Below are 26,278 nucleotides of genomic sequence, written 5' to 3'. Positions count from 1 at the left end.
TAATAGTTATCTAACTTTCACAACAGGTTAGATTATACTTATAATAATATTCCAATCAAAGTTATTGCAGAGACAATTTGTAATAACCCTATAAATAATCCATACAGAGATACTGATTTTCCTTGCTTAATTAAATCTTTTACATTAACCCTTAATCCGATAGCAGCTAAAGCAATTATTTCAAATTTATTGCTTATTTCTTTGCAAAGAATTGAAATATCATTGCTTATTATATTTAAAGAGAATAAGGCACAAGTTATAAAGAAGCCTATTACATACCATGGAACCTTTATTTTTCCTTTTTCCATATCTTGTACTTCTTCTTCTATAATTTCTTTATTTGATTTATGTTTTAAATGACCTAATACGAAAACAACAACAACTAAAAATATTATACGTACAATTTTAAATATTGTAGATAAATCTTTTACATGTTCATTTACCATTGCTCCACTAGCGACAACTTGTCCTACAGATTGTAATATACCTCCGACCATGGCAGATGTTTGAGTAATCTCATTATTATATAAGAATTGAGATATTATAGGTAATAAGAACATAAGGACTATACCAGTTACGTTAACAATAGTTATTGATATTCCTTTTTCCTTATCATCAGCTCCAATTACAGGTGATGTTGCTGCTATTGCAGAAGATCCACATACTGCATTACCACTTGCCATCATATATCTGAAGTTGTCTGAAAAACCTAATTTTTTCCCAATATATAAAGCTCCTATTATTGTAATTGCCATTTGTAATACTATAAATATTACTCCAGAAAATCCAATTTCAGATATAGTAGATATACTTAATGTTGCACCTAATAACACTATTGAGTATGACAACAAATCAGTTTCTGAAAACTTATATCCCTTTTGAAATATATTATGATTTAAAAATACATTACCTACAAACATACCTAAGAATATAGCAATAGATGCTGCTCCAAGCTTTGGAACAAATTTTGCAATAAGTATACTTAAATATGCTACTAATATAGAAACTATAAATCCAGGTAATATACCTTTTATATTTTTTATAAAATTATTATTTAATTTTTTCATTATAGTACTCCTTTTATTATGATATAAATTTAATTTTAAATTCATATTTACAATTTGTTAAATATGTTTTTTTTATAATAAATATAAGTATTTACCTATATATCGCATATAAGTATTTAGTTATATGTGATATAAAATTTACGTATTTAACAAATTAAATAAAAATATTTATAATAAAGTTATGAAATTTAGCAAAGAAAAGGAAAGTGAGAGGATTATGAAAAACGAACAAAATAATAAGAGAAGATACTTAATAGTATTTATTTGTATGTTAATTCAAGCAATACCATATTGCATATCTCAAAATTTACAAAGTCAGATGCAAACACCAGTATCTCAATCAGGTGTAGTATCTGAGGTAGGATTTACATTACTATATTTATCAGGAACAATTCCGGCATTATTCAATCCAATAATAGCTAAAGTATATGATAAATTCAAAATTAAATATATATATGTAGCAGGTTTAATAATATCAGGTATAGCATTCGCATCATATGGAATGGCTCAAAATGCAATAATGTTTAATGGAAGTGCATTTTTTACACAAGTAGGAACAATATTATTTACAGGTTTATCATTACCAATAATGATGAGTCATTGGTTCCCAGGCGAAGGTAAAGGGACAGCATTAGGAATAGCATTAGCAGGTGGATCATTAGGTAATGTATTTTTACAACCAATAACTGTTAAGTTATTAGCTAACGTTGGATGGAGAGGAACATATATGGCATTAGGGGCAGCTATGATAATAATAGGTGTGCCACTAGCATTATTATTCATAAGATATCCAAGACAAGAAGAAGTCGTAATAGAAACATCATCTAATAAGTCAAATGCGAAACCAGCAAGAGCAAAATTTGATGGTTTATCAGACAAAGAAAATGATAAAAATCCAATATTCTGGACTTTCTGTGTAGGGTGTGCATTAATATGTTTTGCAGTTGTTGCAGTATCGACACAAGCAATACCAGTATTAGGACGAAAAGGATTTGAAGCAGGGAAATTAGGAATCGCAGGATCAATATTTGGAGTATCATGTTTAATAGGTAACGTAGTAGGTGGTAAATTATTCGATAAACTAGGATCATTTATTCCGATGGTTTTATCAGGAATATCTACAGTAATAGCATTATTAATAATGGCATTTATGCCAGATGGAAGTGCAATAGGATTTTTAGTACCTATATGTTCAGGATTAACTGTATATACAATAACATCAGCACCAGCATTTATGCCAGCAGATGTATTTGGACAAAAAGATGGAACAATGAAATTAGCAAAAGTAGGTATGTTCTATGCATTAGGTAGTTCAATATCAGCATTATTATTCACAACTATATCAAACAAGTTAGGATTAACTGGCTCATGTATGTTATTTATAGTTGTTGGTGTAGTAGGATTTGGATTAAATTTATTTGCTCAAATAAAATCAAAAAAAATGTTCGCACAAAACTAATGATTGATAAACCTATAAAATATAGATTATTAATAATTTAAAATTTTATAGATGGTCTAAAATAGCTTATTTGATTAATATTAATTTGGGGATATTTTGAATACTTAATGCAATAATAGCAATTGCTATATCAGTATTAAGTATTCAATATGCAACATATTTTACAGGAAGAGTTTGGAATGAGTTCAATATTAGTTGGGACATTAGGTTCAGTATTTACTCTACTTTGTTTAATAGGAAGTGTAACTGGAGGAGCTTTATTTGATAAAATAGGTACATTAAAAACAATGTCTATATCATTAGTACTTTCAATTGTAGCTGTAATAGGATTAATGATATTTACTACTTACATCAATAAAAAAGTCAAAGATTAAAATAAAAATTAGCATAAAGTATATATTTACTTTAAGAAATAAATTAAATATGGATTAGGAGTGAATAAAATGAGAAAAATATACTTCAATGGAGACATTATAACAGTTAATGATAAAGAGCCTATAGTAGATGCTGTTTTAGTTGAAAATGGGAAAATAATAAAAACAGGATCAAAAGAAGAAATACTAAAATTAAAAAATGAAGATACAGAACTAGTAGATTTAGATGGTAAAACCATGTTACCAGGTTTCATAGATTCTCATAGTCATATTATTGCAGTAGCTCAGACTTTAATGATAGTAAATTTAAGTGATGCAAATTCTAAAGAAGAATTTATAGCAATATTAAAAGATTATGTTAAAAATAATCCATCTAAAAATGGAGAGTGGATAATAGGATTTGGTTATGATAACACAAGATATGAAAATGAAGAACATCCAACTAAATTTGATTTAGATTTGGTAACTAAAGATATACCTATATTTATAAGTCATGCGTCAGGTCATATTGCAACTACAAACTCAAAGGCGCTAGAAGCTTTTGGATATGTAGGAACAAACTATGAAGTACCAGAAGGTGGAGTTGTTAGAACTGTAGGAGAATCAAATGAGCCAAATGGAATATTAGAAGAAAATGCTTGTTTATCTCCTGAAAAGAGAAAGGTAATTCCTACACCATCTGTAGATACACTTTTAAGCTGTATAAAGAAAGCGCAACAAATATATTCATCTTATGGATTAACAACAGCTCAGGATGCAAGTATAGATGAAAATTTAAATCAACTTTTAAATTTAGCAGCTCAAAAAAATGAATTAATAATTGATATTGTTGGTCAAACTGTTCAACATACAACATTAAAATTATTAAAGAATGAAGGAACACCAAAGAGAAAATACTATAATCATTATAAGTTACTAGGTGGAAAAACTTGGCTTGATGGCTCACCACAAGGAAAAACAGCTTGGTTAACTAAGCCGTATTATGAAGTTCCAGAAGGGGAATCTAAAGATTACTGTGGGTATGCAACTCAAGAAGATAAAGACGTAATAGAATATTTTAAATCTTTAATTGAGAATAATATACAGGTAAATGTTCATTGTAATGGTGATGCGGCATCAGATCAATTTATAAGATGTTATAAAAAAGCTTTAGAAATGACAGATAATAAAACTGATTTAAGACCAGTAATGGTACATGCTCAAACAGTTAGAGAAGATCAATTAGATGATATGAAGGAACTTGGTATAATACCTACATTCTTTTTAGATCATATATGGTTCTGGGGAGATTATCATTATGAATCAGTATTTGGACCAGAAAGAGCTAATAGACTTAGTCCAGCAAAATCTGCATTAAGAAGAAATATAAACTTTACATTACATCAAGATTCGCCAGTAAAGATGCCAAATCAAATACTAGCAATGCATAATGCGGTTAATAGACAAACTCAAAGCGGTAGGATATTAGGAGCTGATCAAAGATTATCTACTATGGAAGCAATAAAAGCTTTAACAATAAATGCAGCATATCAGTATTTTGAAGAAGATGAAAAAGGATCTATAGAAGAAGGTAAAGTTGCAGATTTTGTAATACTTGATAGAAATCCTTTAGATGTAAATTTATCTGAGATTAAAGAAATAAAAGTATTAGAGACAATAAAAGAAGGTAATACAATATATAAAAAATAGTAAAATTAAGAAAGAGGTGAAACTTTATTTTCACCTCTTTTTGCTAGATATAGTAATATAGATATGAGGAGGATATACTTATGAATATTAGAAAATTAGAGATTTTTTATAAAACAGCTAAGTGTTTAAATATGAGTCAAGTAGCAAAGGATATGTATATTAGTCAACCATCAATAAGTCAATGTATATCTGAAATTGAGTCAGAAATTGGTACAAAATTGTTTGATAGAATAGGTAAAAAACTGTACTTGACACATGAAGGTAAAATTTTTTATGAATATACAAGGAGAATATTAAATATTTATGAAGAAGGGATAAATGTAGTACGTTCATCTAAATCTAATAAAGGAAAATTAGTTATTGGTGCAAGTACAACTATAGGTACATATATAATGCCCTATATAATACATAAATTTAATAAAAAAGAAAAAGATATTGAAATATCTATGATTATAGATAATAAGCATAATATAGAAGAACTTATATTAAATAATAAAGTAGACATTGCATTTATAGAAGGCACAGTAAATTCAAAAGAAATAATATTAAAAGATATATGGACAGATGAGCTTGTATTTATAAGTTCAATAAATCATGAATGGAATGGAAAAAAATACTTAGACATAGAGGATTTAAAAAATAATAAATTTATTATAAGGGAAGATGGCAGTGGAACAAGACAACGATTTGAAGGTTTTTTAGAAAATAATGATATTAAATTTAATTCATATATAGAATTAAGTAATTTAGAGGCTATTTTAAATTATGTTAAATTAAATATAGGAGTAAGTTGTGTACCTTATATGTCTGTTTTATCTGAAGAAAATTCAAAATCAATAAATGTATATAGGATAAAAGATCATAAGATTAATAGATCTTTATATAGTGCTATACACAAAGATAAGTATATTTCTAAACCTATAGAATGTTTTATGAAATTTTGTGAAAAAACAGATATTTTAAATAATAAATAATCATATATGAAAAACTATAATTGACATATTAATTATTTTACTACAATTTATTACATAATAATCGTGGGTATTATTCTTGTGATTCGTCTCCACCATTGAAATCCACGAATACCTATATCCAAAAGGATATAGGTATTTTTATTTTAAGATAATAATATAACAAAAGAAATTTAAAAATCAATTAATATTAACAATAAAGAAAGCATAGCTCCAGATAAACCAACTTGAGTGTACCAAGGTATTAATTGTGTGTTTAAAAAAGAAATCTGATAAATAGAATACTCCATAGAATATAAGAAGTATAAAAATAATTTTACCGACGCGTTTGGTTTTATCAAGATTACATTGTTTAGAATTTTGCGATTTAGAACTATCATATGCTCTAACTTCACCGTTTTTATCGATGAATATATCACCATGTGAGGTATTCCAAGCACAAGAACTAGCACTTAAATTTATTGAATTTTCCTTAAGGTTTTCTTTTTTAAAAGGGTATATATTTATGTTCTTAGAAAACTCTTCAATTATATCTATTTTACTAAGCATTAATCCTCATTTAATTTATGGATTAAAATTATGTATATATTATCACAAATATTTTAGTTTAATTTGTATAAATTACATAATTATTTGTGATTAAAAAAAAGCGAAAATGATATTGATTATCTATATCAAATGCTATATAATGTATTAAAAATAAACGATAATGATGAATAAAAATAATTAATTGGATGCTCATGAATATTTAAGAAAATAAATAATAGTTATAAGACATAATAGAAAGGAGACAGCTATGGAACATATTTTTATTAATTAACAGATTAGACTATAGATATAGCAATGAAATATAATTATGAGGATTTAATGATAATGAGTATCGATATCTACAAATTGAAATATAAGACATGATAGAAAGGAGACAGCTATGAAATATATTTTTATTAATCCAGTTGTAGATAATATGTATATAAAAGAAGATCTAGATAAATTATTACTTAACAATGGTTACTCAAGGGTAGAAGTTGAAAATGATTGGCATAAGGTTGTAAAAGAAAAGTATAATGAAGCTCTTAAATCAACAGAAAAGGCACTTTTAGATCGAAGGTGTCCTTTAGCTATTGATACAATTAATGAATATATAAATGAGCAGGATGTTTTTATTCCTAAAATTGATCCAATTCTAATACATTGTGGTATAGAAATTGCAAATAGAGAGGATCTAAAAGGAAAGAAAAAGGTAATTACTACGCCATGTAAAAGTCTAGCTTCATATGGAAACAAAAAGGGTTTAGAAGATACAGTATTTATAAGCTGGAAAGAATTTATAAAGAAATTAAATTTATATGAAAAAATTCAAGTAAAACTACTTGATGAGAGTCCTATTCCACTGGGTTATTTTAATTCATTAGAAGCTAAAATTAGTAGTATCTCAGGAGAAGAAAATATAGAAGCGTATTTTAAAAATAACCTACATAAGGAAAGCGACTTGGTTGAGATGCTTTATTGTAAGGATGGATGCAACAATGGAGATGGAGTATTAATAAATGAATAAGAATAAAGTTATAAAAACATCAATTTCTATAATAATTTTGGTTTTAATATGGAGTATAGTTACTAAAATGGATATAGTTAGTTCTTATATTTTACCATCTCCATCAAAGGTATTAGACAGTTTATTAAAAATGATTAAATCAGGAGAAATCTTTGAAGATATTTACATAAGTTACATAAGAGTTTTAAAAGGATTTTTCATAGCAACTTTATTAGCTTTTTTATTAGCAATGGTGAGAGTTATTTTACCAAAATTTAATGATTACTATGAAAATATAGTTCAATTTTTAAAGAATGTACCACCATTAAGTTTAATATCATTATTAATTTTATGGTTTGGTATAGGAGAAACAACTAAGATTGGGATAATAGTTTTAACTGCGTTTTTCCCAATATACCTAAATACGGTAAAGGGATTTGTAAGTTGTGATAAAAAACTGTTAGAAGTTGGAGAAATTTATGGATATTCAAAAGTAAATAGCTTTTTTAAGATAAGAATTCCATATGCTATGTCAGATATATTAGTTGGAATGAGAATAGGACTAGGTTATAGTTGGAGAGCTATAATAAGTGCAGAAATGATTGCTGCGTCAACTGGTCTAGGTCATATGATTTTATTTGCTCAGCAAATGTCTAGAACAGATAAAGTTATAGTCGGTATTTTAGTAATAGGTGTAGTTGGTTATATAACTGATAGATTGTTTGCACTTATAATCGATAAGGCTTTGAAAGGATCAGAAGAAAATGGATGGGATTAAATTAGTAAATGTAAGTAAGTTCTATACTGTTGAAAAAGAAAGTATGAAAGTTCTAAATGGAATTGATTTAAATATACCAGCAAATAAGATAACTGTAATCTTAGGTCGAAGTGGATGTGGAAAGACTACTTTATTGAGACTTGTATCAGGTTTAGAAGAATTTGATCAAGGAGAGATATTAGGTACTAATTCAAAAAGAAAGGCATATGTATTCCAAGAGGATAGATTAATGCCATGGCTAGATGTAAAAAAGAATATAACATTTGGTATACATAATAAAAATATAGATAATAGAAAAATTGATAGGATTATTGAAACTGTAGGTCTTAAAAAATTCTATAGTGCATATCCAAGACAATTATCAGGTGGAATGAAACAAAGAGTCTCGATTGCAAGAGCATTTGCATATGATCCAGACTTTATAATGATGGATGAGCCTTTTTCGGCATTAGACTTTTTTACAAGAGAGCAAATGCAAAATGAATTATTAAAGATTCACCAAACATCAAAATGCTCAATTTTATTTGTAACTCATAGTATAGATGAGGCACTTATCCTTGGAGATAAAATAGTAATTTTAGAAAAAGGTGTTATTAAATCTCAATATGAAATTAAAGAAAAAAGTAGCACAAGAGACTTATTAGATGATAAGTTTGTTAAATTAAAAAAACAAATAATTGATGATTTAAAAGTTATTTAATTAAAGATATATAAGTAATGGAGGATAAATTTATGAAATTAAGTAAGTCAATAAAAATAAAATTAACATCGGTACTTGCAACTGGTGTATTAATGATATCAATGGTTGGATGTACAACAACAAAAGAAGCAAGTTTAGATAAGTTAGTAATAACACATGTAACTTCACCTTTAAATGTACCAAGTATAATACAAAAAAATAAAAATGTTTTTGCTAATGAGTTCAGTGAAAATGGTAAAGATATAGCTATTGAGTATGCTGAAATAACATCGGGGGCTGATCAAACTCAAGCATTAGCATCAGGAGATGTTGATATATTATACGCTGTTGGAGGAACTTCTGTAGTTTCAGCAGCAGCAAATGGTGCAGATATAAAAATATTAAATATGTACAGTAGATCACCAGAAGCATTCTGTATGTATTCGCTTGATGAAAACATAAAATCAGCACAAGATTTAAAAGGTAAAACTATAGCAGGACCAGTTGGAACTAACTTACACCAACTATTAATAGCATACCTTGAAAAAGCTGGAATGACTATAGATGATGTTAACTATGTGAATATGTCTATAGCTGATGCAAAAGCAGCTTTAGATGGAAAAAGTGTTGATGCAGCATTAGTTGCAGGACCTACTGCATATAAAGCAGAACAACAGGGATATAACTTAGTTACTAATGGAAAAGGATTAACAGATGCAGTAATAGCAGTTGCAGTTAGAGAAGATTTCTATAATGAGCACAAAGAAGAAGTTGAATTATTCATGAAAGCTCAAGAAAACGTAAATAAATACATGAATGAAAACTACGATGAAACTATGGAAATAGTTTCTAAAGAACTTGATTTAGATAAATCAGCAGTTGAAGAAATGTATAAACAATATGATTTCAGTATAGAAACTACAGATGCAGACCGTAAAGCATTTCAAAATGTAGCAGACTTTATGTTAAAAACTGGAATGATAGAAGAAGAAGTTAAGACAAATGAACTTTTTATAAAATAGTAGGTGAATATAAATGATACAAGAAAAAGTTATAGTAAAAGATCAAAATGATATTATAGAGATAACTTACGATGATATATTAAAATATCATGGTAGAGAAATGATAGGTGGAGCAGCTTTAGCATTTAAAATAATGCTTATGACTTTTCCTAAACTTTCTGATGAAATACCGCAAAGAGGAAAGTTTAGTTTTTATAGTGGAATAGGGAAAAATGGAAAAGGTATAATAGATGCAGCAGAAATGGTTATGCGTGTAAAAACTTATGGAAATTTAGAACTAGATATTGATTATTCTAATGATAAGATGGGACAAGAAGCACCAGGTGGTGGAAGATATTATTTTGAAATAGGATATGATGATAAACTAGTTAAATTGTACTTAAAAGAGGGGGTTATACCTAGTGAATTTATAAATTATTCAAAATTATCACATAAGTGCAAAGCAGAAAATATTTCTATGAGAGTAGAAGATCAAGAAAAATTATTATCATTGAGAAAAGAACTAGCTATCAAAATTATGGCATCTGACCCAGAAGACCTATTTGTAATAATAAAATAAAAATCAGTAGCATAATAAATAATATTACATTAAATTAACTTGTGTATTCTAGGTTAAAAATTAATCGTGGGTATTATTCCTGTGATTCGTCTCCACCATTGAAATCCACGAAAAGGTATTGGCTAAATAGCCAATATCTTTTTTTATGGAAAATAATATTATATTTATACTAGACTTAATAATATATACATTTACAAAATAATTAATGGAATATGCTATAATAGCTTTGTATTAGACTAAAATTATTTTATTGATAAATTTATAAACAATATTTATGTTGTATAGGGGAGATGGCATGAAGAATCGAATTTTAATTATAGAGGACGATAATGAAATATCTAATATGATTGCAGATTATCTTGGTAAAAATGGATATGAAACGCATATAGCTAAAGATGGAATAAGAGGGATTAAATATGTGATAGAAAAGAAGCCTGACTTAATTATCTTAGATATTATGTTGCCATATAAAAGTGGTGATGAGATTTTAAGAGAAGTGAGGGAATTTTCCGATATTCCAATAATAGTAGTATCAGCAAAAGAAAATGTACAGTTTAAAGTTGATTTATTTAAAATAGGAGTAGATGATTATGTAGTCAAGCCATTTGATTTATTAGAACTTCTAGCAAGGATCGAAACAAATTTAAGACGCTACTTAAAACTTACAAGTCAACAAACACTTTATAAACACAAAAACATAACACTAAACTATGATTTAAAGGAAGTCTTTGTTGATAATAATGTTGTCAAACTTACATCTAAGGAGTTTGAGATTTTATACTTATTTATAAAATATCCAAACAAAGTATTTTCTAAGAAAAATATATACGAAACAGTGTGGAAAGACTCATATGCATATGATGATGATACGATAAACACTCATATAAGTAATATAAGAAAGAAAATTGATAGTGAACTAATCGAAACTGTTTGGAAAATGGGATATAAGTTAAAGTGATTATTTTAGAATTTCTTTAGAATTTAATTTAGAAATTCTTATATTCTAAAATATATCATATAAGGCAGAGGAGATGATAAATATGTCAGAGATAATTTGCCAAACAGTAAACTTATCAAAAAAATATAAAGATAATATAGTACTTGATAACGTAAGTATCAACATTAAAAGAGGCGACATTTATGGTCTTATAGGGGAAAATGGAGCAGGTAAGACTACATTAATAAAAATAATCGCTCAGTTAATAAACCAAACAGAAGGAAAAGTAAAGCTATTTGGAACAACTGATAAAAATCAATTGTGCAAATTACAAAAAAATATTGGGTATACAATTGAAAATCCGGCACTGTACATGGACATGACAGCAAGAAAAAACCTAGAAGTAATACGTATGCAAAAAGGAATACCTGGAACATACGATATTGAGAGGGTATTAAAACTTGTAAACCTAGATATTAATGATAAAAAGAAGGTAAAAAACTTTTCTCTAGGAATGAAACAAAGATTAGCATTAGCTATGGCATTGTTAGATGAGCCAGAATTATTAATTTTAGATGAGCCTTTAAATGGACTAGATCCTACAGGAATTTTAGAATTAAGGCAATTGTTAATAAGATTAAACTTAGAAAAGGGAATTACAATAGTTTTATCTAGTCATATTCTTAGTGAACTATATAAGCTATCAACATGTTATGGAATTATGCACAAAGGAAAGTTAATAGAAGAGATATCGTCTAAGGAATTAGATGAAAGATGTAAAAAACATATATATATAAATGTTTCAGATAGCAAAATTGCATCTATTATTTTAGAGAAAGAACTAGGTATAAATGATTTTATTGTTTGTAATAACAATATTATAAAAATATATAGCCACTTTGATGAATGTTCAAAAATCAATTCAACTTTAATATTAAATAAAGTCTTAGTCGAAGAGATTAGTATTAAAGGAGATAGTTTAGAATCATATTTTGCAAAAATAATTGGAGGTGGGGCTAATGTATAATATTTTAAAAGCAGAAATATATAAATTAAAATACAGTAAAGAACTTATGATATGTTTGATAGGACTATTAATACTAGCTATCATAAATACTTACTACGGTTCAGTAGAATTTGGTGCAAAAGGTGCATTAGTCCATCCAAGTAGAGAAATAATTGGAATAATGGCTTGTAGTTTATTTGCGGCTACATATGTAGGAAAAGATTTAGTATCAAAAACTATTAATCACACACTAACATCAGGACATGAGAGAAGTAAAGTTTTTCTAAGTAAGTATTTGTGTTATTTGATTGGTTGTGTGATTATTTTACTTGCAAACTATGCATTTATAGGAAGTACATATGGCTTATTTTACGGATGGGGACAAGTATTTAATAGCAGTGAGTTATATTTTTTAATTGTATATGTAGTAGTTGGGATATTTTTTAATATATGCATTTCTTCAGTTTCATTTTTTATTTGTATACTTGTAAAAAACTCAAGTGTATCAATTGCCTTATGTGGAGGAACTGTAGGATTGATACTAGCACTAACTCAGTTATCTTGGAACACTATTACTTATTATGTTGCAAATAAAGATTATTCTTTAGGAATGATGCCACTTATCTTTGCAATAAGTTTTGTATTAGGTACGGGTATTTTATATTTAATTTGCAATTATTGTTTTAACAAACAAGATATTTAATATGAAAGGATGGATTATGATTTGATAACAATTTTATTAATTATAGGATTTACATATATCGTAATCCGTTTCATATCTATAAAAAAACAACTAAGAAAAATTAAGATTCAACTTAATAAGAAAGAACGGATAAATATAATATTAAATGATAAAGATGTAGAAAAAATAGCTGAATCTTTTAATATTTTTCTGCAAGAACAAAAACAACTAGAGATAAATATAAGAAACAGAGAAGAAAATCTAAAACAATCTATTTCTAATATTTCACATGATTTAAGAACACCACTTACAGCTATTAGAGGGTATATTACACTTCTTGAAAATTGTACTGAAGAAGAAAGAAATATGTATATTGGCATTCTTTCTAAAAAATCAGAAGAACTAAATAATTTACTTAATAATTTTTATGAGCTTTCTATTTTTGATAATGATAGTTACCAAATAGATATAAAAGTTATTGATATAGTAGAAATAATTATGGGGACTGTTATTTCTAACTATGCCTTAATTAAAAATAAAGAAATAGAAATTGATAATAGACTTCCTTCTAAACCAATAGAAGTTCAAGGCGAAGAGGTGGTTTGTTCAAGGATTATTCAAAACTTAGTTTCTAATGCAATAAAGTATTCAACAGGCTATATTTCTATTGAACTTAAAGAGTTTGATGAGTATGTTATTTTTAAGATTAGAAATAGTGTTTCGGATTTAACTCAAGATGATTTGAAATATTTATTTGATAAGTTTTATACTGCAGATAAATCTCGAAACCGCAGTGGAAGTGGTTTAGGGTTATTTATTGTAAAGGTATTACTTGATAAGATTGATGGAGAAGTTTATGAAGTTAGTTTAAATGATGATATATTAAGTATAAGTATTTTATTTAGATATTTTTAAGGATAATTATATAAGTTATTTGATATTTATCAAGAATTATTAGATGAATTAATCGTGGGTATGATTGTGAAGAATCACCTCTACCAATTACATAATTTTTATCGTCAAACCAATTGGAATTGTTAGAGTTTAAAATCTATTAGTTCCTTTTTTATTAAAATAAATTAAAGAAATATAGGATTTATATAATAGGGAAATAAATAATTTATAACAAATAAAAGTGAACCCTATCACAAGTAAGGGATAGGGTTGATTATTATATAGCATTTGTTTGTTCATTAATACCTGAAATAGGTGGAAACATCTTAAAAAATAAAAATCTCATTAAAGGAGATACAATTAATAAATTTAAAGGAATTGCAAAAATAAAGTTTGTAACTATAGCAACACCATAAGCAGAAATAAAATTAGAATCTAATCCTACATTAGCAATTACTCCGAATAATGACATCCAAATAACCATACCACATGATGTAAAAAATGACATACACAGTCCTACTTTTTTCATAGTGTCATTTGGCTTTAATATTTTACTTGTAATGACCTTAACAATTCTACCAACTATAAAAATATCTCCTATTAGTGCATATATAAAAGCCAATGGAAACCCTAGTGCTGCATGCTTAAATATATTTAATGAAAATCCTTCAATTATAGCTATATTGTAGCAACTCATAATAAATACCATTGTTGCAGCAATCATTAATATGAATATAAAATGTTCTTTTTTGTTTTTAAACAAGTTAAATACCTCTCTTCTAATAAATTGTCAACTAAGTTGACTAATGTATAGTATCATTTTTAACTCTATAATGTCAACTAGGTTGACTAAAGTTGTATTATTTATTTTAAAAATTATATAATATAGATAGATTTGATTAAAATAAAGGAGTATTTATATGAGTTCATATTTTAAAAATTTAAATATAATAGATTTAATAAGTGAAAAACACGCAAAGCTTAGAAAAATGGTAATAGAAACTTGGGTTGAAAGGGGAGAAGAAAGGGTTAGTGATACAGAATCGTATATGATTGCATTAGTAGAAAGAAATGAATTAACAGTGGCACAGATTGGAAGGATAATAGGAATATCACGCCAAGGAGCTCATAAATGTGCAAAAGGCTTAATTGAAAGAGGATATATTATTATAGAAAATAAAGACGTAAATTCTAGGGACAAGATACTTTCTTTAACTGAAAAGGGATCAAGATTTTGTAGAGAGACATTAATTTTAAAAGAAGAATTTGAAACAAATATTATAAATTCTATAGGTGAGGATAAATTTAAAATATTAAAAGAGTGTTTAAGTGAAAATTGGTTTGCAAAATAAGTATTGTGCAAAACTAACTCTAATATAAAATTCTTTAGGTTATATTTTAGAATACCCAAAAAGCAAGGTGTAATAAAAGACTTAAAAAGTTACTTTATATAATAAAAACACGCTCCGTAAAGTAGATACGGAAAAACTATATCATAAGTAAGAGAGTATGGCTTGTGAAAATAGCTTGTTGTAAAGAAATGCTAAATAAAATTAAAATAAATACTAACGTAAAAGATTTGTCACCTTAATATACTTGCAAGTACTTCTGACCCAAAGTTATATTATTATGCCTTTTATTAAAAAATTCAAGTGATGCAATGAAAAATCTTTGAAATCAGGGGTTTGACCATTGGTTTTAGCTTTTATTATCATTTCAGATAAACCCAAAACATGAACTAAAAATTAACAAATAGATGCGTATATAAATTTAAGGATTGTGAATAATATATTACATAGTTATACTCAGTAATATTAACTAGTATGATTAACACAAATAAAATAAATATTTTGATAATAAAATATCCTAGTTATTACATATAAGATTCAGAAGCAATATTAGTTAATAATAAGTTCGAATATAATAAGTTAGTCTATAAAGGAGAATAAAGGTTATGCTATTAATAAAAAATGGGAAAATAATAACCATGGCTGATAAAAATTATAATAGTGGATCTATTTTAATAAAAGATAAAAAGATTGTAGAAATTGGAGAAAATATTAATATAAATAGTAATGAGGATTGTAAGATAATTGATGCAGAAAATTGTTGGGTTATGCCAGGCATAATAGAAGCTCATTGCCATATTGGAATTCAAGAAGAAAGAAAAGGATTTGAAGGCAATGACTGTAATGAAACAAATGAATCAATTACACCATATCTTAGGGCTTTAGATGGTATTAATGTTATGGATTCAGCTTTTCATAATGCTTTGACTGCTGGTATTACAGGAGTAATGGTAGGACCTGGAAGTTCAAATGTAGTCGGAGGACAGTTTGTTTTTATAAAAACTCATGGTAGAACAATAGATGACATGGCTGTCCTTGAACCAGCAGCAATGAAAATTGCATTTGGAGAAAATATAAAAACAAATTATAATCAAAAAAATATGATGCCATCAACTCGTATGTCAATAGCTGCACTTTTACGTGAGGAATTGTTTGAAGCTCAAAAATATAATCAAAACAAAAAAAATGCTATGAAAAATGGTGATAGTTTTGATGAGGTATTTAGGAGAGAGTGTTGGTTACCTGTAATTAACAGAGAGATTCCTTTAAAAGCACATGTACATAGAGCAGATGATATTTTAACAGCAATCCGTATAGCTAAAGAGTTTAATTTAAGATTAACTTTAGATCATTGTACAGAAGGACATCTAATTTCAGAAGAGATTAAGGAAGCTGGATTTCCGGCAATAGTTGGACCTTCATTAGCAATAAGAAATAAGATAGAGACTCAAAATGCAGATTTTAAAACAGCTGGTATATTACACAAGGCTGGTGTGAAAGTAGCTATTACTACTGATCATCCAGTTACAAGAATACAAGATTTACCTATTTGTGCTGGATTTGCAGCAAGAGAAGGACTAGGAATAGAAGAGGGACTTAAAGCAATTACAATAAATGCGGCAGAAATATGTAATGTATCAGATAAAGTTGGAAGTCTTGAAATAGGAAAAGATGCTGATATTGCAATTTTTGATGGGAATCCAATGGAGGTATTTACAAAAACAATGTATACCATAATTGATGGTGAAATAGTTTATGAAGCAAAAGATATAGATAATTAGCTATTAAAAATAAGAATGGTAGATAGTTTTATATAACAAGCTATCTACTTTTTTATATTAATTATTAATAGTTTTAGATAAATATATTATATAGATTAATAGTATGTATTATAGCAAATAGAAATTATATTAATTTTGAATAAGATTGTAGGTAAGAATTTCGGGAATTTACTTGATGAAGTTAGCTTGGTTAAACTTTGTGGTAGAAAGGATTGGTTTGAATAATTTATTAAGTAGAATAATAATTAAAATTTTCTTATAATTTTTATAATAAAGCGATAACAAAGTCAATTTTATAATGACTTTGCTATCATCTTATCAATTACATAGAACTTGCTTTACTAACTTCTATGTAAGTTTTGTCAATAAAACTATCTATTGTTGTTGTTTCTATTATTTTCGTTGTTGTTGCAGTTATTATTGTTTCTATTATTGTTATTATTATTTCTATTATTGTTGTTGTTGCAGTTGTTATTGCAGTTATTGTTGTTGTTATTGTTTCTATTATTGTCGTTGTTGTTTGACTTTATCATGATTATCACCTCCTCGAAAATATTATTGGCAGAAAGGTATCGTAATATACATAATCAATAAAAATAATTTTTTATTAATAATGCTAGAATTAGTTTAATTAATTTGTAGATAATATGGATGTTAATTATCGAATTACATGAAAATGAGGATAGTATTAAGATAGTTTTAACAGATATAATGAATTTTCAAAATGGCAAATAGAAATTAAACTATAATATATACTTATCCTAAAAATTGAAATTTTAATGCTATGAAAATAGTGAGGTTGCATACTTTTTATGAAATAAACTATCTATATTTTTTAGTATTTTGCTATATTGAATTGAAGATTTTTAGCATAGGTGAAGGAATCCTACACATAGAATACATTTATCTTTTACCCAAGTGGACTTCATATTGGGCATTTCTATCACTTTAATAGGACATTTTTTTGTATAAAGGCTGCGACAAATACAATTATTTTTTAGATGGAATCTATCTGTTTTTCTCATTTCTTCATATCTTGGGATAATACATATTACATATTTATATTTTTATCTATTTTGTTTGGATTATGGATTGTTTATTATCAAAAAATTTAAAAATGTAACAAAAAATGATATATAGAAATATAATAATATGAAACATATTGTTTATGGAGGTTGAGTATATGGAGTTAAAATGGACTATAGTTATTATTATAATTATACTTGCCTTACTCTTATATAGATGGATAATACAAAGAAAACAAGTTATTAATAATGTGTTACAAAGAAGTGATGAAGAAAAAATTAAAGATATTAATAATGCACTAGAGTTATATGGTTTTGTATATGATAAAACTAATGATATTATATGTTCAAATATGTATCCTTGGCAAAGAGAAGTAGGATATTGTAGGTTTTATGATGAAGCAGCACCTACCTTAAATATGATTATTGATAGCGAGCCTATTTATTTTGAATATGATAATAGAAGATGGCTTATTGAACTTTGGAAAGGTCAGTATGGAATGACTACTGGTGCTGAAATTGGTATATATGTAAGTGAAATGGATGATATTAATATACCAGGTATTTTTTCAGGTCCTTTTTTCGAAGCCGTATCAGATGAAGAACTATTAAATATGGATTTTAAGCTTAAAATAAATGAAGAAGAATTATTTCAAAGACAAGATTATCATTGGTGGCTAACAGGTTTTGATGTAGGTGTATTTTCTAATACTCATAACTTATCAATGGAAGTTAGAATAATTTTTCCAAATTCAATTATGAAAGATGCATTTCTTGGTGGATTAAAAAGAGCAGGTTATAAAGAAGATGAAATTAAAATAACTAAGAATATAATTTATTTTAATTTTGATGAACCTAAATCTGATCAACCATATAATCGTTATAAATTAATAATACCTTTTATCCAATTTATGAACAAAACTTATTGTAAGATATATAATTTAATTACTAAAGATTTTGAATGTACAATAGATAAAATTGACTTTTTACGATTATACTATCCTAATTTGCTTAGATTGATTGCAGGTAAAAATAGAATGAAAAAATTAAAAAAATCTTATAAAGTGATTTCATCTTATATAAGTGGAAATGAGATGAGAAGTAATGAGCATTTATAAACGCTTATCCAAAATCTATGAAAATTCTAAAGTTATTCCTTATGATTATTCTTCAAAATTTGTCATAATGAGTGATTGTCATAGGGGTAGCGGAAATTTAGGAGATAATTTTATAAAAAACCAATATATATTTTTCGCGGCACTTAATGACTACTATAAAAAAGGATTTACTTACATTGAATTAGGTGATGGAGATGAACTTTGGGAAAACAGATCTATGGAACAAATTATGGAAGTACACAGTAGTACATTTGAATTACTATCTAAATTTTATGAGTCAAACAGAATGTATATGATTTATGGTAATCATGATATGCAAAAAAGTTATACAGAATTTTTAGAGTGTCATTATAAAGGATATTATTGTGGAATAAGAAAAGATATTTTTTCATTATTCAATTATATAAAAGCATATGAAGGAATAATTCTAGAAAATGAAGACAATAATCAATATAGAACCTTTCTTGTACATGGTCATCAAGGAGATTTGATTAATGATAGACTATGGAAGCTAGGTAGGTTTTTAGTTCGTTATATCTGGAGACCACTAGAGATATGGGGATTTAATGACCCTACAAGAGCAGCTAAAAATTATAAAAAGAAAAATAGAATAGAACGACAACTGATGGCATGGTCAAAAGAGAATAACATAATGTTAATTGCAGGTCATACTCATAGACCTAGCTTTGCTAACTTAGATGAAGCTATGTACTTTAATTCAGGAAGTTGCATACATCCAACAGCTATTACAGCTATAGAGATTGAATGTGGTTGTATTAGCTTGGTGAAATGGAGTGTTATGACAAGAGAAGATAGTAGTATGTATGTAGGAAAAAAAGTTTTAAAAGGACCAGTAAAATTAGAAGATTACTTTGTAAAAAATTTAAAAGTAGAAAGTTTTTAAGTATTCAAAAGCTGATTCCTGTATTGATAAGGAGTCAGCTTTTTTAGCATTAGTATTACATTAAAAAGGAAAAGTATTATGATATAAGAATGGCAAAATCAAATATAAAAGGTATTAATATTTTAGTTAATGCTTTAGGTAATTCTTTAATGAATGGACAGTATAATCTATATAGATATCCAAATATAGGTTTTTTATACATATTTTTTTAATCTATTTATTTTTTATTGTCATATTATAAGCAAATAGTATATATGGAATTTTTAAGGTAAATTATCTTACATAAATAAGAACCATTGTCTAGTATTTACATATAATATAGAGAACAATATTTATATCAGAAAAAGGGGAATCAACAATGGACAGAAATTATTGGCAAGATTATTGGGAAAATTATTACAAGTTTATGGCTGTATATCTTAGAGAGTTACAAAATGCATATCCTGATGCGGATATAAAAAATGAATACGCAGAAGTTGCTAACTTATTTGAACCTCCTATGTCTCTTGAAGATTACGAGGATTATGATGAATATGACGATGATAATGTCTATGCACAAACAGGTAACGATCCAAATTTTACATTACCTGGTGGTGGGCAATCTCCTACTCCTTTTATATCACCTGGTGGTGGGCAATTTACTATAAATAATTGTAGGAGGATGGCAGTAGTTAGAATAGTAATGAGGAGAGGCTTTACTCCTTCTAATTTCTTTATGCTAGTAGATAGAGCTGATAGAAGAAGTATTCAAGGATTTAGGATAGCTTGTGAAGGTAGTAGAATTAGATTTGTACCAATGGCTGTAGAATATAGAAATATTAATCTTATAGAATGTGCATTTTAGATTAAATCTAATAATAGGGGAAATGATAATTTAATGAGTTATGTTGTGCTCATAGAGAGTATAGGTGACTTAAGTAATAAAATAGAAATAATAGTATAAGTTGATTGTGGGTTTGATTTTGCGAATCGTCTACAATATTGAAATCAAAGAAAAGATATTAGCTACTTAGCTAATATCTTTTTTTAGTATGCAAATATAAAGTATGATATTATAAAATAAAATACAAGTTAGGGAGAATGTATATATGTACAAAGAGAACATTTTAGTAGTAGAAGATGATGTAGATATAAATAACCTAATAACAAAAACACTAGAAAAACAGAACTATAAAGTAACGCAGGCATTTTCAGGGAGTGAAGCGCTGTTACAACTATCTATATCAGAATTTAAATTGATGCTACTAGATTTAATGTTACCAGGTATGAGCGGAGAAGAGATAATCAGTAAAATTAGAGATGAAAAAGAAATACCAATAATAGTAATTTCAGCAAAAACGTCTTTAAAAGATAAAGTAAATGTTTTGAATATAGGAGCGGATGATTATATAACTAAACCTTTTGAATCAGAAGAAATAATAGCTCGAATAAACTCACAGTTAAGAAGATATAGAAAGTATGAAATAAGTACACAATCAAATGAAATATACAAATTTAAAAATCTTATCTTAGAAGAAGAAACAAGAAAAGTAAAGGTCAAAGGAGAAGAGATACATTTAACTGGTCATGAGTTTGATATTTTAAGCATTTTAATTAAAAATCCTGATAAGGTATATTCAAGGGAATCATTGTATGAACAAGTATGGAAAAATGGATACTATGGGGAAGATAACTCTGTAAATGTTCATATTAGCAATATTAGAAAAAAAATTAAATCAGTATCACAAGATGAAGATTACATAAAAACAGTATGGGGAATAGGATTTAAATTAAATAATAATTAATAAAAATCTTTATACTTTCTTTAAACTTTCTTGAATATTTATTAAAAAAATTTTTATATCATAGTTATTGTAAGTTAGTTAATAAATGGTACTTAATACTGCTTAAATAAAGAGGGAGAAATATATGAAGGAAGTTATAAAAACGTATAATTTATCTAAGAAATATGGAAATTATGATGCATTGTTAGATGTAAATATTAATGTAAAACAAGGTGATATATATGGTTTAGTAGGTGATAATGGAGCAGGTAAGACTACTTTACTTAGAATATTATCTGGGCAGTCACATGCTAGTAGTGGTAGTTTTGAACTTTTCTCAGTTTCAGATGAGAAAGAATTAAATGAAGTTAGAAAACATACAGGTGTTATTATTGAATCGCCAAGTTTTTATCCTAATCTTACTGTTGAAAAAAATATGGAGTATTATCGTATTCAAAGAGGTATACCAGGAAAAGACAAAGTTATTAAAGCTCTTGAAGATGTTAATTTGAGTCATGCTAAAAAGAAAAAATTTAATCAATTATCTCTTGGTATGAAGCAACGACTAGGATTAGCTCTTGCTATTATGACAGAACCAGAGTTATTAATACTTGATGAACCAATTAATGGCTTAGACCCATCAGGAATTATTGAAATTAGAAATCTACTATTAAAATTAAATAAGGAAAAAAATATTACTATAGTTATATCAAGTCATATACTTTTAGAGCTATCAAATATTGCAACTTGCTATGGATTTTTAAATAAGGGAAGATTAGTCAAAGAAATATCTTCAACTGAACTTAATGAAAAATGTAAAAGCTATTTAGAAATTAAAGTTACTAATGCCAATAAGTTAACTGCACTATTAGAAGAAAAATTAGGTTATAGTGATTATAAGGTTTTACCTAATGATATAATACAGTTATTTGATAGAAATAGAGACCCTCAAAAGATAAGTGAGCTTATAGTTAAAAATGGAATTGGATTAAATTGCATAGAAGAAAAAACTATAAATCTTGAAAATTATTATATGTCATTGATTGGGGGATATTGCAATGCTTAATTATATAAAAAGTGAATTTTACAGAAATATAAATACTAAAGGAAATTATATATTTTTATTTGGAAGTATAGCATTTGTAATATTTATAAATGTAGCCTTAGGTTTATTTGCACAAAGCCAAGTGAATTTTTTGTATGGAAATACAAAATATTCTCTTAGTAGTTTTTATACTTATATGGGATTATTAATACTTATATCTATTTATTTAGTTTCATTAATTTTTGGTCAAGAATTTAAGAACTCTACACTTAAAAATTCTATTGCCTTTGGAATTTCAAGAAGTGAAATATATTTAGGCAAATTTTTAGTAGAAGTAGTAATTTGTACAATAAATTTAATATTAATTAGTAGTGCATATGTTATAGCTGCATACGTAATGCTAGAGGATAGCGGTATAGTATATTTAAAAGATTTTATACATGCAATAGTAGCATGCTTTCCACTGCTATTAGTTAGTATGACTGCTGCTCATTGTTTTTACTTCATATTTGATAATGAGAGTATAGCTGTGACATTTTGGTCAATTTTTATAGTATTTGTGCCACTATTAATATCAATGGCTGGACGTAAAATAGATATACTAGGTAAAATAGCAAGATGGCTACCTTGGAATATAGTTGGAAATGCTACATTTGACAGTAATACTAATCGAATAATCATGGCATGGAATACTACTGATGGTTTTGTAAGATGTTTTATAGTAGGATTTATAGGAGTTGTATTATTTTATACATTAGGATTAATTATGTTTAAGAAAAAAGAAATAAAATAGATAAAAAGGGGCGTGTGGATTATGGAATGAATGTTAGTAATTTTATTAATACCAAGTGTGTATTTTTCTGCACGCTTTTTCTTGCTTTCTAGAAATATTAAAACATCAGTTAAGGACTTTAAATATATTTCTGAAAATATAGATACAAATCGTAAACTTAAGTTAAATCATCCAGATAAGAATTTTGAGAAATTATTATCTGAAATAAATCAGTATTTAGAAGATACACAAGTAAATAAATTAAAGTACATAAAAAGAGAAGAAGAAATTAGAAAAGAAATCGAAAATGTTTCTCATGATTTAAGAACACCTTTAACTTCTATTAGGGGATATTTAGAGTTAATAAATGATGAAACTATTACATCTAAAGAAAAGAAAGATTACCTTTGTATTGTAGAAAAAAGAGCTAAGGTTCTTCAACATTTAATTCAGGATTTTTATGATTTAAGTAGGTTTGAAAATAATGATTATAATTTAAATATGGAAATTATAGATATTAATAAGGAGCTAAGAGAGCATATACTGGTATTTTATAATGATTTTGAAAAGAAAAATATTGAAGTGGATTTAAAGTTAGATGAAAATCCAGTATTAGTAAGGTTAGATGAAAGTGCTATTAAAAGAGTTTTTAATAATTTAATTCAAAATTCTATTAAGTATAGTAAGAGTCATTTTTGTATGTCAATAAACAATAAAGGTAGAGAAGTTATTATTGAGTTTAAAAATGATGTCCAAGATATTAATAAAGATGAGTTAAACTTACTGTTTAATAGATTTTATATGAAGGATAAATCAAGAAGTAGTGATAGTTCTGGTTTAGGTCTTACAATAACCAAGCTTTTAGTTGAATCTATGAATGGTGAAATTGATGTTGATATGGATAAAGAATGGATTATATTTAGAATAAAGTTTTTATCAGAGATATATTAAATATATGAAAAACTAATTACTTAAATAATTTTATCGTGGGTATGATTTTTGAGAATCATCTCCACCATTGAAATCCAAAAAACACATTGAGAATATTATCAATGTGTTTTTTATTTTATAAAGTAGTTAAGCTAGTCTAATATAATATATAATTAAACATAGGCAAATATAATATGATAATATATGGAGAAAAAGTATGTTTACTATAATGATAATAGAGGATAACGAACTAATAAGAAATGAAATTCATAATTTATTAGATTTAAACAGATATAAAACAATAAAGGTAAATGATTTTAATAGTATTACAAAGCAAGTGAAAGAATACAATCCAGATTTAATACTACTAGATATAAATTTACCAGATGAAGATGGCTTTAAAATCTGTACAGAAATAAGAAGTTTTTCAAAAGTTCCTATAATATTTGTAACTAGTAGAAATACAAATATAGATGAACTTATGGGAATAACATTAGGAGCCGATGATTTTATAACAAAGCCTTATAATACACAAATACTTCTAGCAAGAATAGCATCATTACTAAAAAGAGCATATCCTAACGAAAAAACAATAGATAATATAGAACATAATGGAATAACATTAAATATATTAAAAAGCACAATAGAAAAAAATGATAAATCAGTAGAGCTTACAAAAAATGAATTTAAAATATTACATTACTTACTTATAAACAAAGGTAAGATAGTTTCAAGAGTAGATATATTAGAGTATTTATGGGATAGTGCATTATTTGTAAATGATAATACTCTTACAGTTAACATTACGAGAATAAGAAGTAAGGTAGAGGAGTTAGGGGTAAAAGACTATATAATAACTAAAAGAGGACAAGGTTATATGGTATGAATATAAAAGATTATTTAAACAAAAGGATAGGTATAATTAGCTTAAACATTATATCTTTGATAACATTATCAATATTTTTATTTAGTGTAGGAAACCCTTTTAAAGTTATAAAAATAGTGGCAATAACATGGATTATAGTATTATTAATATATCTTTTGTATGAATATAAGGCTATAAGAAAACATTTTGATGAAATAAATAAATACATTGAAAACACAGATAAAAAATATTTACTAAGTGAAATAATAAAAGAACCTAAGTATATAGAGGCAATGCCATATTACTATGCTTTAAAAAAGGCGAGTAAATCTATGAGAGACGAAATAAACACAATAAAAAAACAAAGAAAAGATTATAAAGAATATATAGAAAAGTGGGTACATGAAGTTAAGACACCTATTTCAGCTATTAAATTAATAGAAGAAAACAATAAAACATCTACGTCAAGACTAGTACTTCAGCAGTTAGAGGAAATAGATACATATGTAGAACAAGCATTATTTTATGCTAGAAGTGAAGATGTAGAAAAGGATTATTTAGTAAAAGAAATATCTTTAGATGAGTGCATTAATAGAGTTATCACTAAAAATAAGCAAGTGCTTATACTTAATAATATAAATATTGAGATAGATGATATTAATAAAAGCGTATATAGCGATAGTAAATGGTTAGAGTTTATAGTAAATCAAATTATAGTAAATGCAATAAAGTATAGGAGAGATAACAATCCTACCATAAAGATATATACTAATGAAATAAAAAATGCAGTTGAATTAATTATTTATGATAATGGTATAGGAATACCTAGTTATGAAATAAATAGAGTATTTGATAAAGGATTTACAGGTAATAAAGGTCGCCTAAATTATAAATCAACAGGGATAGGATTATATTTGTGTAAAAATTTATGTGATAAGTTGGGGTTATTAATAAAAATAGAATCAAAAGAAGACAAATGTACAAAAGTTAGAATTATTTTTCCAAAAGGAAATTTTTCTAAATTTTAATAATTACCTCTTAACGTTACAATAACGTAACATTAATGAAAGGTTAA

28 protein-coding genes are annotated in these 26,278 nt (G+C 26.5%); 24 read left to right on the top strand and 4 right to left on the bottom strand.

What is annotated here, in order from left to right; translation table 11 throughout:
- Nucleotides 1–38: 38 nt before the first annotated feature.
- Nucleotides 39–1,067, bottom strand: coding sequence for a putative sulfate exporter family transporter (locus tag ABHC41_RS05125; RefSeq protein ID WP_271893285.1), 1,029 nt, complete (start codon nt 1,065–1,067; stop codon nt 39–41).
- Between the two features lie 217 nt (nt 1,068–1,284).
- Between ABHC41_RS05125 and ABHC41_RS05120 the strand changes: the two genes are divergently transcribed.
- From ABHC41_RS05120 to ABHC41_RS05105, 4 genes are all read left to right on the top strand, one after another.
- Nucleotides 1,285–2,526: an MFS transporter gene (locus tag ABHC41_RS05120; protein WP_166504744.1), complete on the top strand. Its 1,242-nt coding sequence runs from the start codon at nt 1,285–1,287 to the stop codon at nt 2,524–2,526.
- Nucleotides 2,527–2,705: 179 nt separating this feature from the next.
- Entirely contained in the window at nt 2,706–2,900 is a 195-nt protein-coding gene (locus ABHC41_RS05115; RefSeq protein ID WP_207741715.1) for a hypothetical protein, read from the top strand.
- Between the two features lie 69 nt (nt 2,901–2,969).
- Nucleotides 2,970–4,589 (top strand): amidohydrolase, encoded by a 1,620-nt coding sequence (locus ABHC41_RS05110; protein WP_271893280.1) that lies wholly within the window; start codon nt 2,970–2,972, stop codon nt 4,587–4,589.
- Nucleotides 4,590–4,669: 80 nt separating this feature from the next.
- On the top strand, nt 4,670–5,563 hold the full coding sequence (locus ABHC41_RS05105; protein ID WP_166504747.1) for a LysR family transcriptional regulator: 894 nt from the start codon (nt 4,670–4,672) through the stop codon (nt 5,561–5,563).
- A gap of 177 nt (nt 5,564–5,740) precedes the next feature.
- On the opposite strand, the gene ABHC41_RS05100 is transcribed toward ABHC41_RS05105, so the two are convergent.
- Entirely contained in the window at nt 5,741–6,109 is a 369-nt protein-coding gene (locus ABHC41_RS05100) for a hypothetical protein (RefSeq protein ID WP_092922609.1), read from the bottom strand.
- A gap of 379 nt (nt 6,110–6,488) precedes the next feature.
- Between ABHC41_RS05100 and ABHC41_RS05095 the strand changes: the two genes are divergently transcribed.
- From ABHC41_RS05095 to ABHC41_RS05055, 9 genes are all read left to right on the top strand, one after another.
- The gene (locus tag ABHC41_RS05095) at nt 6,489–7,115 is read left to right on the top strand and encodes a hypothetical protein (protein ID WP_166504748.1); all 627 of its coding nucleotides are present in this window, start codon (nt 6,489–6,491) and stop codon (nt 7,113–7,115) included.
- Nucleotides 7,108–7,872 carry an ABC transporter permease gene (locus ABHC41_RS05090; RefSeq protein WP_092922615.1) on the top strand — a complete coding sequence of 255 codons (765 nt, stop codon included), beginning with the start codon at nt 7,108–7,110 and terminating at the stop codon, nt 7,870–7,872. Before ABHC41_RS05095 ends, ABHC41_RS05090 begins: the two co-directional genes overlap by 8 nt.
- The gene (locus ABHC41_RS05085) at nt 7,859–8,572 is read left to right on the top strand and encodes an ABC transporter ATP-binding protein (protein ID WP_092922618.1); all 714 of its coding nucleotides are present in this window, start codon (nt 7,859–7,861) and stop codon (nt 8,570–8,572) included. Before ABHC41_RS05090 ends, ABHC41_RS05085 begins: the two co-directional genes overlap by 14 nt.
- Before the next feature lie 32 nt (nt 8,573–8,604).
- A complete protein-coding gene (locus ABHC41_RS05080) occupies nt 8,605–9,573 on the top strand; it encodes an aliphatic sulfonate ABC transporter substrate-binding protein (RefSeq protein ID WP_092922621.1) in 969 nt (322 codons plus the stop codon).
- A 13-nt stretch (nt 9,574–9,586) separates the two neighbouring features.
- Nucleotides 9,587–10,132, top strand: coding sequence for a hypothetical protein (locus ABHC41_RS05075; protein WP_166504749.1), 546 nt, complete (start codon nt 9,587–9,589; stop codon nt 10,130–10,132).
- 295 nt (nt 10,133–10,427) lie between these two features.
- Nucleotides 10,428–11,090 (top strand): response regulator transcription factor, encoded by a 663-nt coding sequence (locus ABHC41_RS05070; protein WP_092922627.1) that lies wholly within the window; start codon nt 10,428–10,430, stop codon nt 11,088–11,090.
- An 82-nt stretch (nt 11,091–11,172) separates the two neighbouring features.
- A complete protein-coding gene (locus ABHC41_RS05065) occupies nt 11,173–12,096 on the top strand; it encodes an ABC transporter ATP-binding protein (RefSeq protein ID WP_271893273.1) in 924 nt (307 codons plus the stop codon).
- Nucleotides 12,089–12,778: an ABC transporter permease subunit gene (locus ABHC41_RS05060; RefSeq protein ID WP_092922633.1), complete on the top strand. Its 690-nt coding sequence runs from the start codon at nt 12,089–12,091 to the stop codon at nt 12,776–12,778. Before ABHC41_RS05065 ends, ABHC41_RS05060 begins: the two co-directional genes overlap by 8 nt.
- Nucleotides 12,779–12,799: 21 nt before the next feature.
- Nucleotides 12,800–13,672: a HAMP domain-containing sensor histidine kinase gene (locus tag ABHC41_RS05055; protein WP_176698634.1), complete on the top strand. Its 873-nt coding sequence runs from the start codon at nt 12,800–12,802 to the stop codon at nt 13,670–13,672.
- A 256-nt stretch (nt 13,673–13,928) separates the two neighbouring features.
- Here ABHC41_RS05055 and ABHC41_RS05050 read toward each other — a convergent pair whose 3' ends face one another.
- On the bottom strand, nt 13,929–14,414 hold the full coding sequence (locus ABHC41_RS05050; RefSeq protein ID WP_092922639.1) for a DUF2798 domain-containing protein: 486 nt from the start codon (nt 14,412–14,414) through the stop codon (nt 13,929–13,931).
- A 157-nt stretch (nt 14,415–14,571) separates the two neighbouring features.
- Between ABHC41_RS05050 and ABHC41_RS05045 the strand changes: the two genes are divergently transcribed.
- A complete protein-coding gene (locus tag ABHC41_RS05045; RefSeq protein WP_092922642.1) occupies nt 14,572–15,003 on the top strand; it encodes a helix-turn-helix domain-containing protein in 432 nt (143 codons plus the stop codon).
- Nucleotides 15,004–15,605: 602 nt separating this feature from the next.
- Nucleotides 15,606–16,781, top strand: coding sequence for an amidohydrolase (locus ABHC41_RS05040; protein WP_240276199.1), 1,176 nt, complete (start codon nt 15,606–15,608; stop codon nt 16,779–16,781).
- Between the two features lie 371 nt (nt 16,782–17,152).
- Here ABHC41_RS05040 and ABHC41_RS05035 read toward each other — a convergent pair whose 3' ends face one another.
- The gene (locus ABHC41_RS05035; protein ID WP_195237996.1) at nt 17,153–17,314 is read right to left on the bottom strand and encodes a hypothetical protein; all 162 of its coding nucleotides are present in this window, start codon (nt 17,312–17,314) and stop codon (nt 17,153–17,155) included.
- A gap of 650 nt (nt 17,315–17,964) precedes the next feature.
- Between ABHC41_RS05035 and ABHC41_RS05030 the strand changes: the two genes are divergently transcribed.
- The 9 genes from ABHC41_RS05030 to ABHC41_RS04990 all read left to right on the top strand — a co-directional run bounded on the left by ABHC41_RS05030 (nt 17,965) and on the right by ABHC41_RS04990 (nt 26,231).
- Entirely contained in the window at nt 17,965–18,924 is a 960-nt protein-coding gene (locus ABHC41_RS05030) for a DUF4474 domain-containing protein (RefSeq protein ID WP_271893267.1), read from the top strand.
- Nucleotides 18,925–18,991: 67 nt separating this feature from the next.
- Nucleotides 18,992–19,828, top strand: coding sequence for a metallophosphoesterase (locus ABHC41_RS05025; protein WP_271893265.1), 837 nt, complete (start codon nt 18,992–18,994; stop codon nt 19,826–19,828).
- A 358-nt stretch (nt 19,829–20,186) separates the two neighbouring features.
- On the top strand, nt 20,187–20,672 hold the full coding sequence (locus ABHC41_RS05020) for a hypothetical protein (RefSeq protein WP_271893263.1): 486 nt from the start codon (nt 20,187–20,189) through the stop codon (nt 20,670–20,672).
- A 244-nt stretch (nt 20,673–20,916) separates the two neighbouring features.
- Complete coding sequence (locus ABHC41_RS05015) at nt 20,917–21,612, top strand: response regulator transcription factor (protein WP_271893261.1); 696 nt, start codon at nt 20,917–20,919, stop codon at nt 21,610–21,612.
- A 124-nt stretch (nt 21,613–21,736) separates the two neighbouring features.
- Nucleotides 21,737–22,657 carry an ABC transporter ATP-binding protein gene (locus ABHC41_RS05010; protein WP_092922660.1) on the top strand — a complete coding sequence of 307 codons (921 nt, stop codon included), beginning with the start codon at nt 21,737–21,739 and terminating at the stop codon, nt 22,655–22,657.
- Nucleotides 22,650–23,429 carry an ABC transporter permease gene (locus ABHC41_RS05005; RefSeq protein WP_195237989.1) on the top strand — a complete coding sequence of 260 codons (780 nt, stop codon included), beginning with the start codon at nt 22,650–22,652 and terminating at the stop codon, nt 23,427–23,429. The genes ABHC41_RS05010 and ABHC41_RS05005 overlap by 8 nt, the downstream gene beginning before the upstream one ends.
- Nucleotides 23,430–23,459: 30 nt before the next feature.
- Entirely contained in the window at nt 23,460–24,359 is a 900-nt protein-coding gene (locus ABHC41_RS05000; protein ID WP_195237988.1) for a HAMP domain-containing sensor histidine kinase, read from the top strand.
- Between the two features lie 196 nt (nt 24,360–24,555).
- Entirely contained in the window at nt 24,556–25,224 is a 669-nt protein-coding gene (locus ABHC41_RS04995) for a response regulator transcription factor (protein ID WP_166504760.1), read from the top strand.
- The gene (locus tag ABHC41_RS04990) at nt 25,221–26,231 is read left to right on the top strand and encodes a sensor histidine kinase (protein ID WP_195237987.1); all 1,011 of its coding nucleotides are present in this window, start codon (nt 25,221–25,223) and stop codon (nt 26,229–26,231) included. Before ABHC41_RS04995 ends, ABHC41_RS04990 begins: the two co-directional genes overlap by 4 nt.
- The last annotated feature ends 47 nt before the right edge of the window (nt 26,232–26,278 follow it).

Origin of the sequence: Romboutsia sp. 1001216sp1 (genome assembly GCF_039841805.1) — a bacterium.
GTDB classification, from domain to species: domain Bacteria; phylum Bacillota; class Clostridia; order Peptostreptococcales; family Peptostreptococcaceae; genus Romboutsia_C; species Romboutsia_C hominis.
This window is presented reverse-complemented; position numbering and strand designations above follow the sequence as displayed.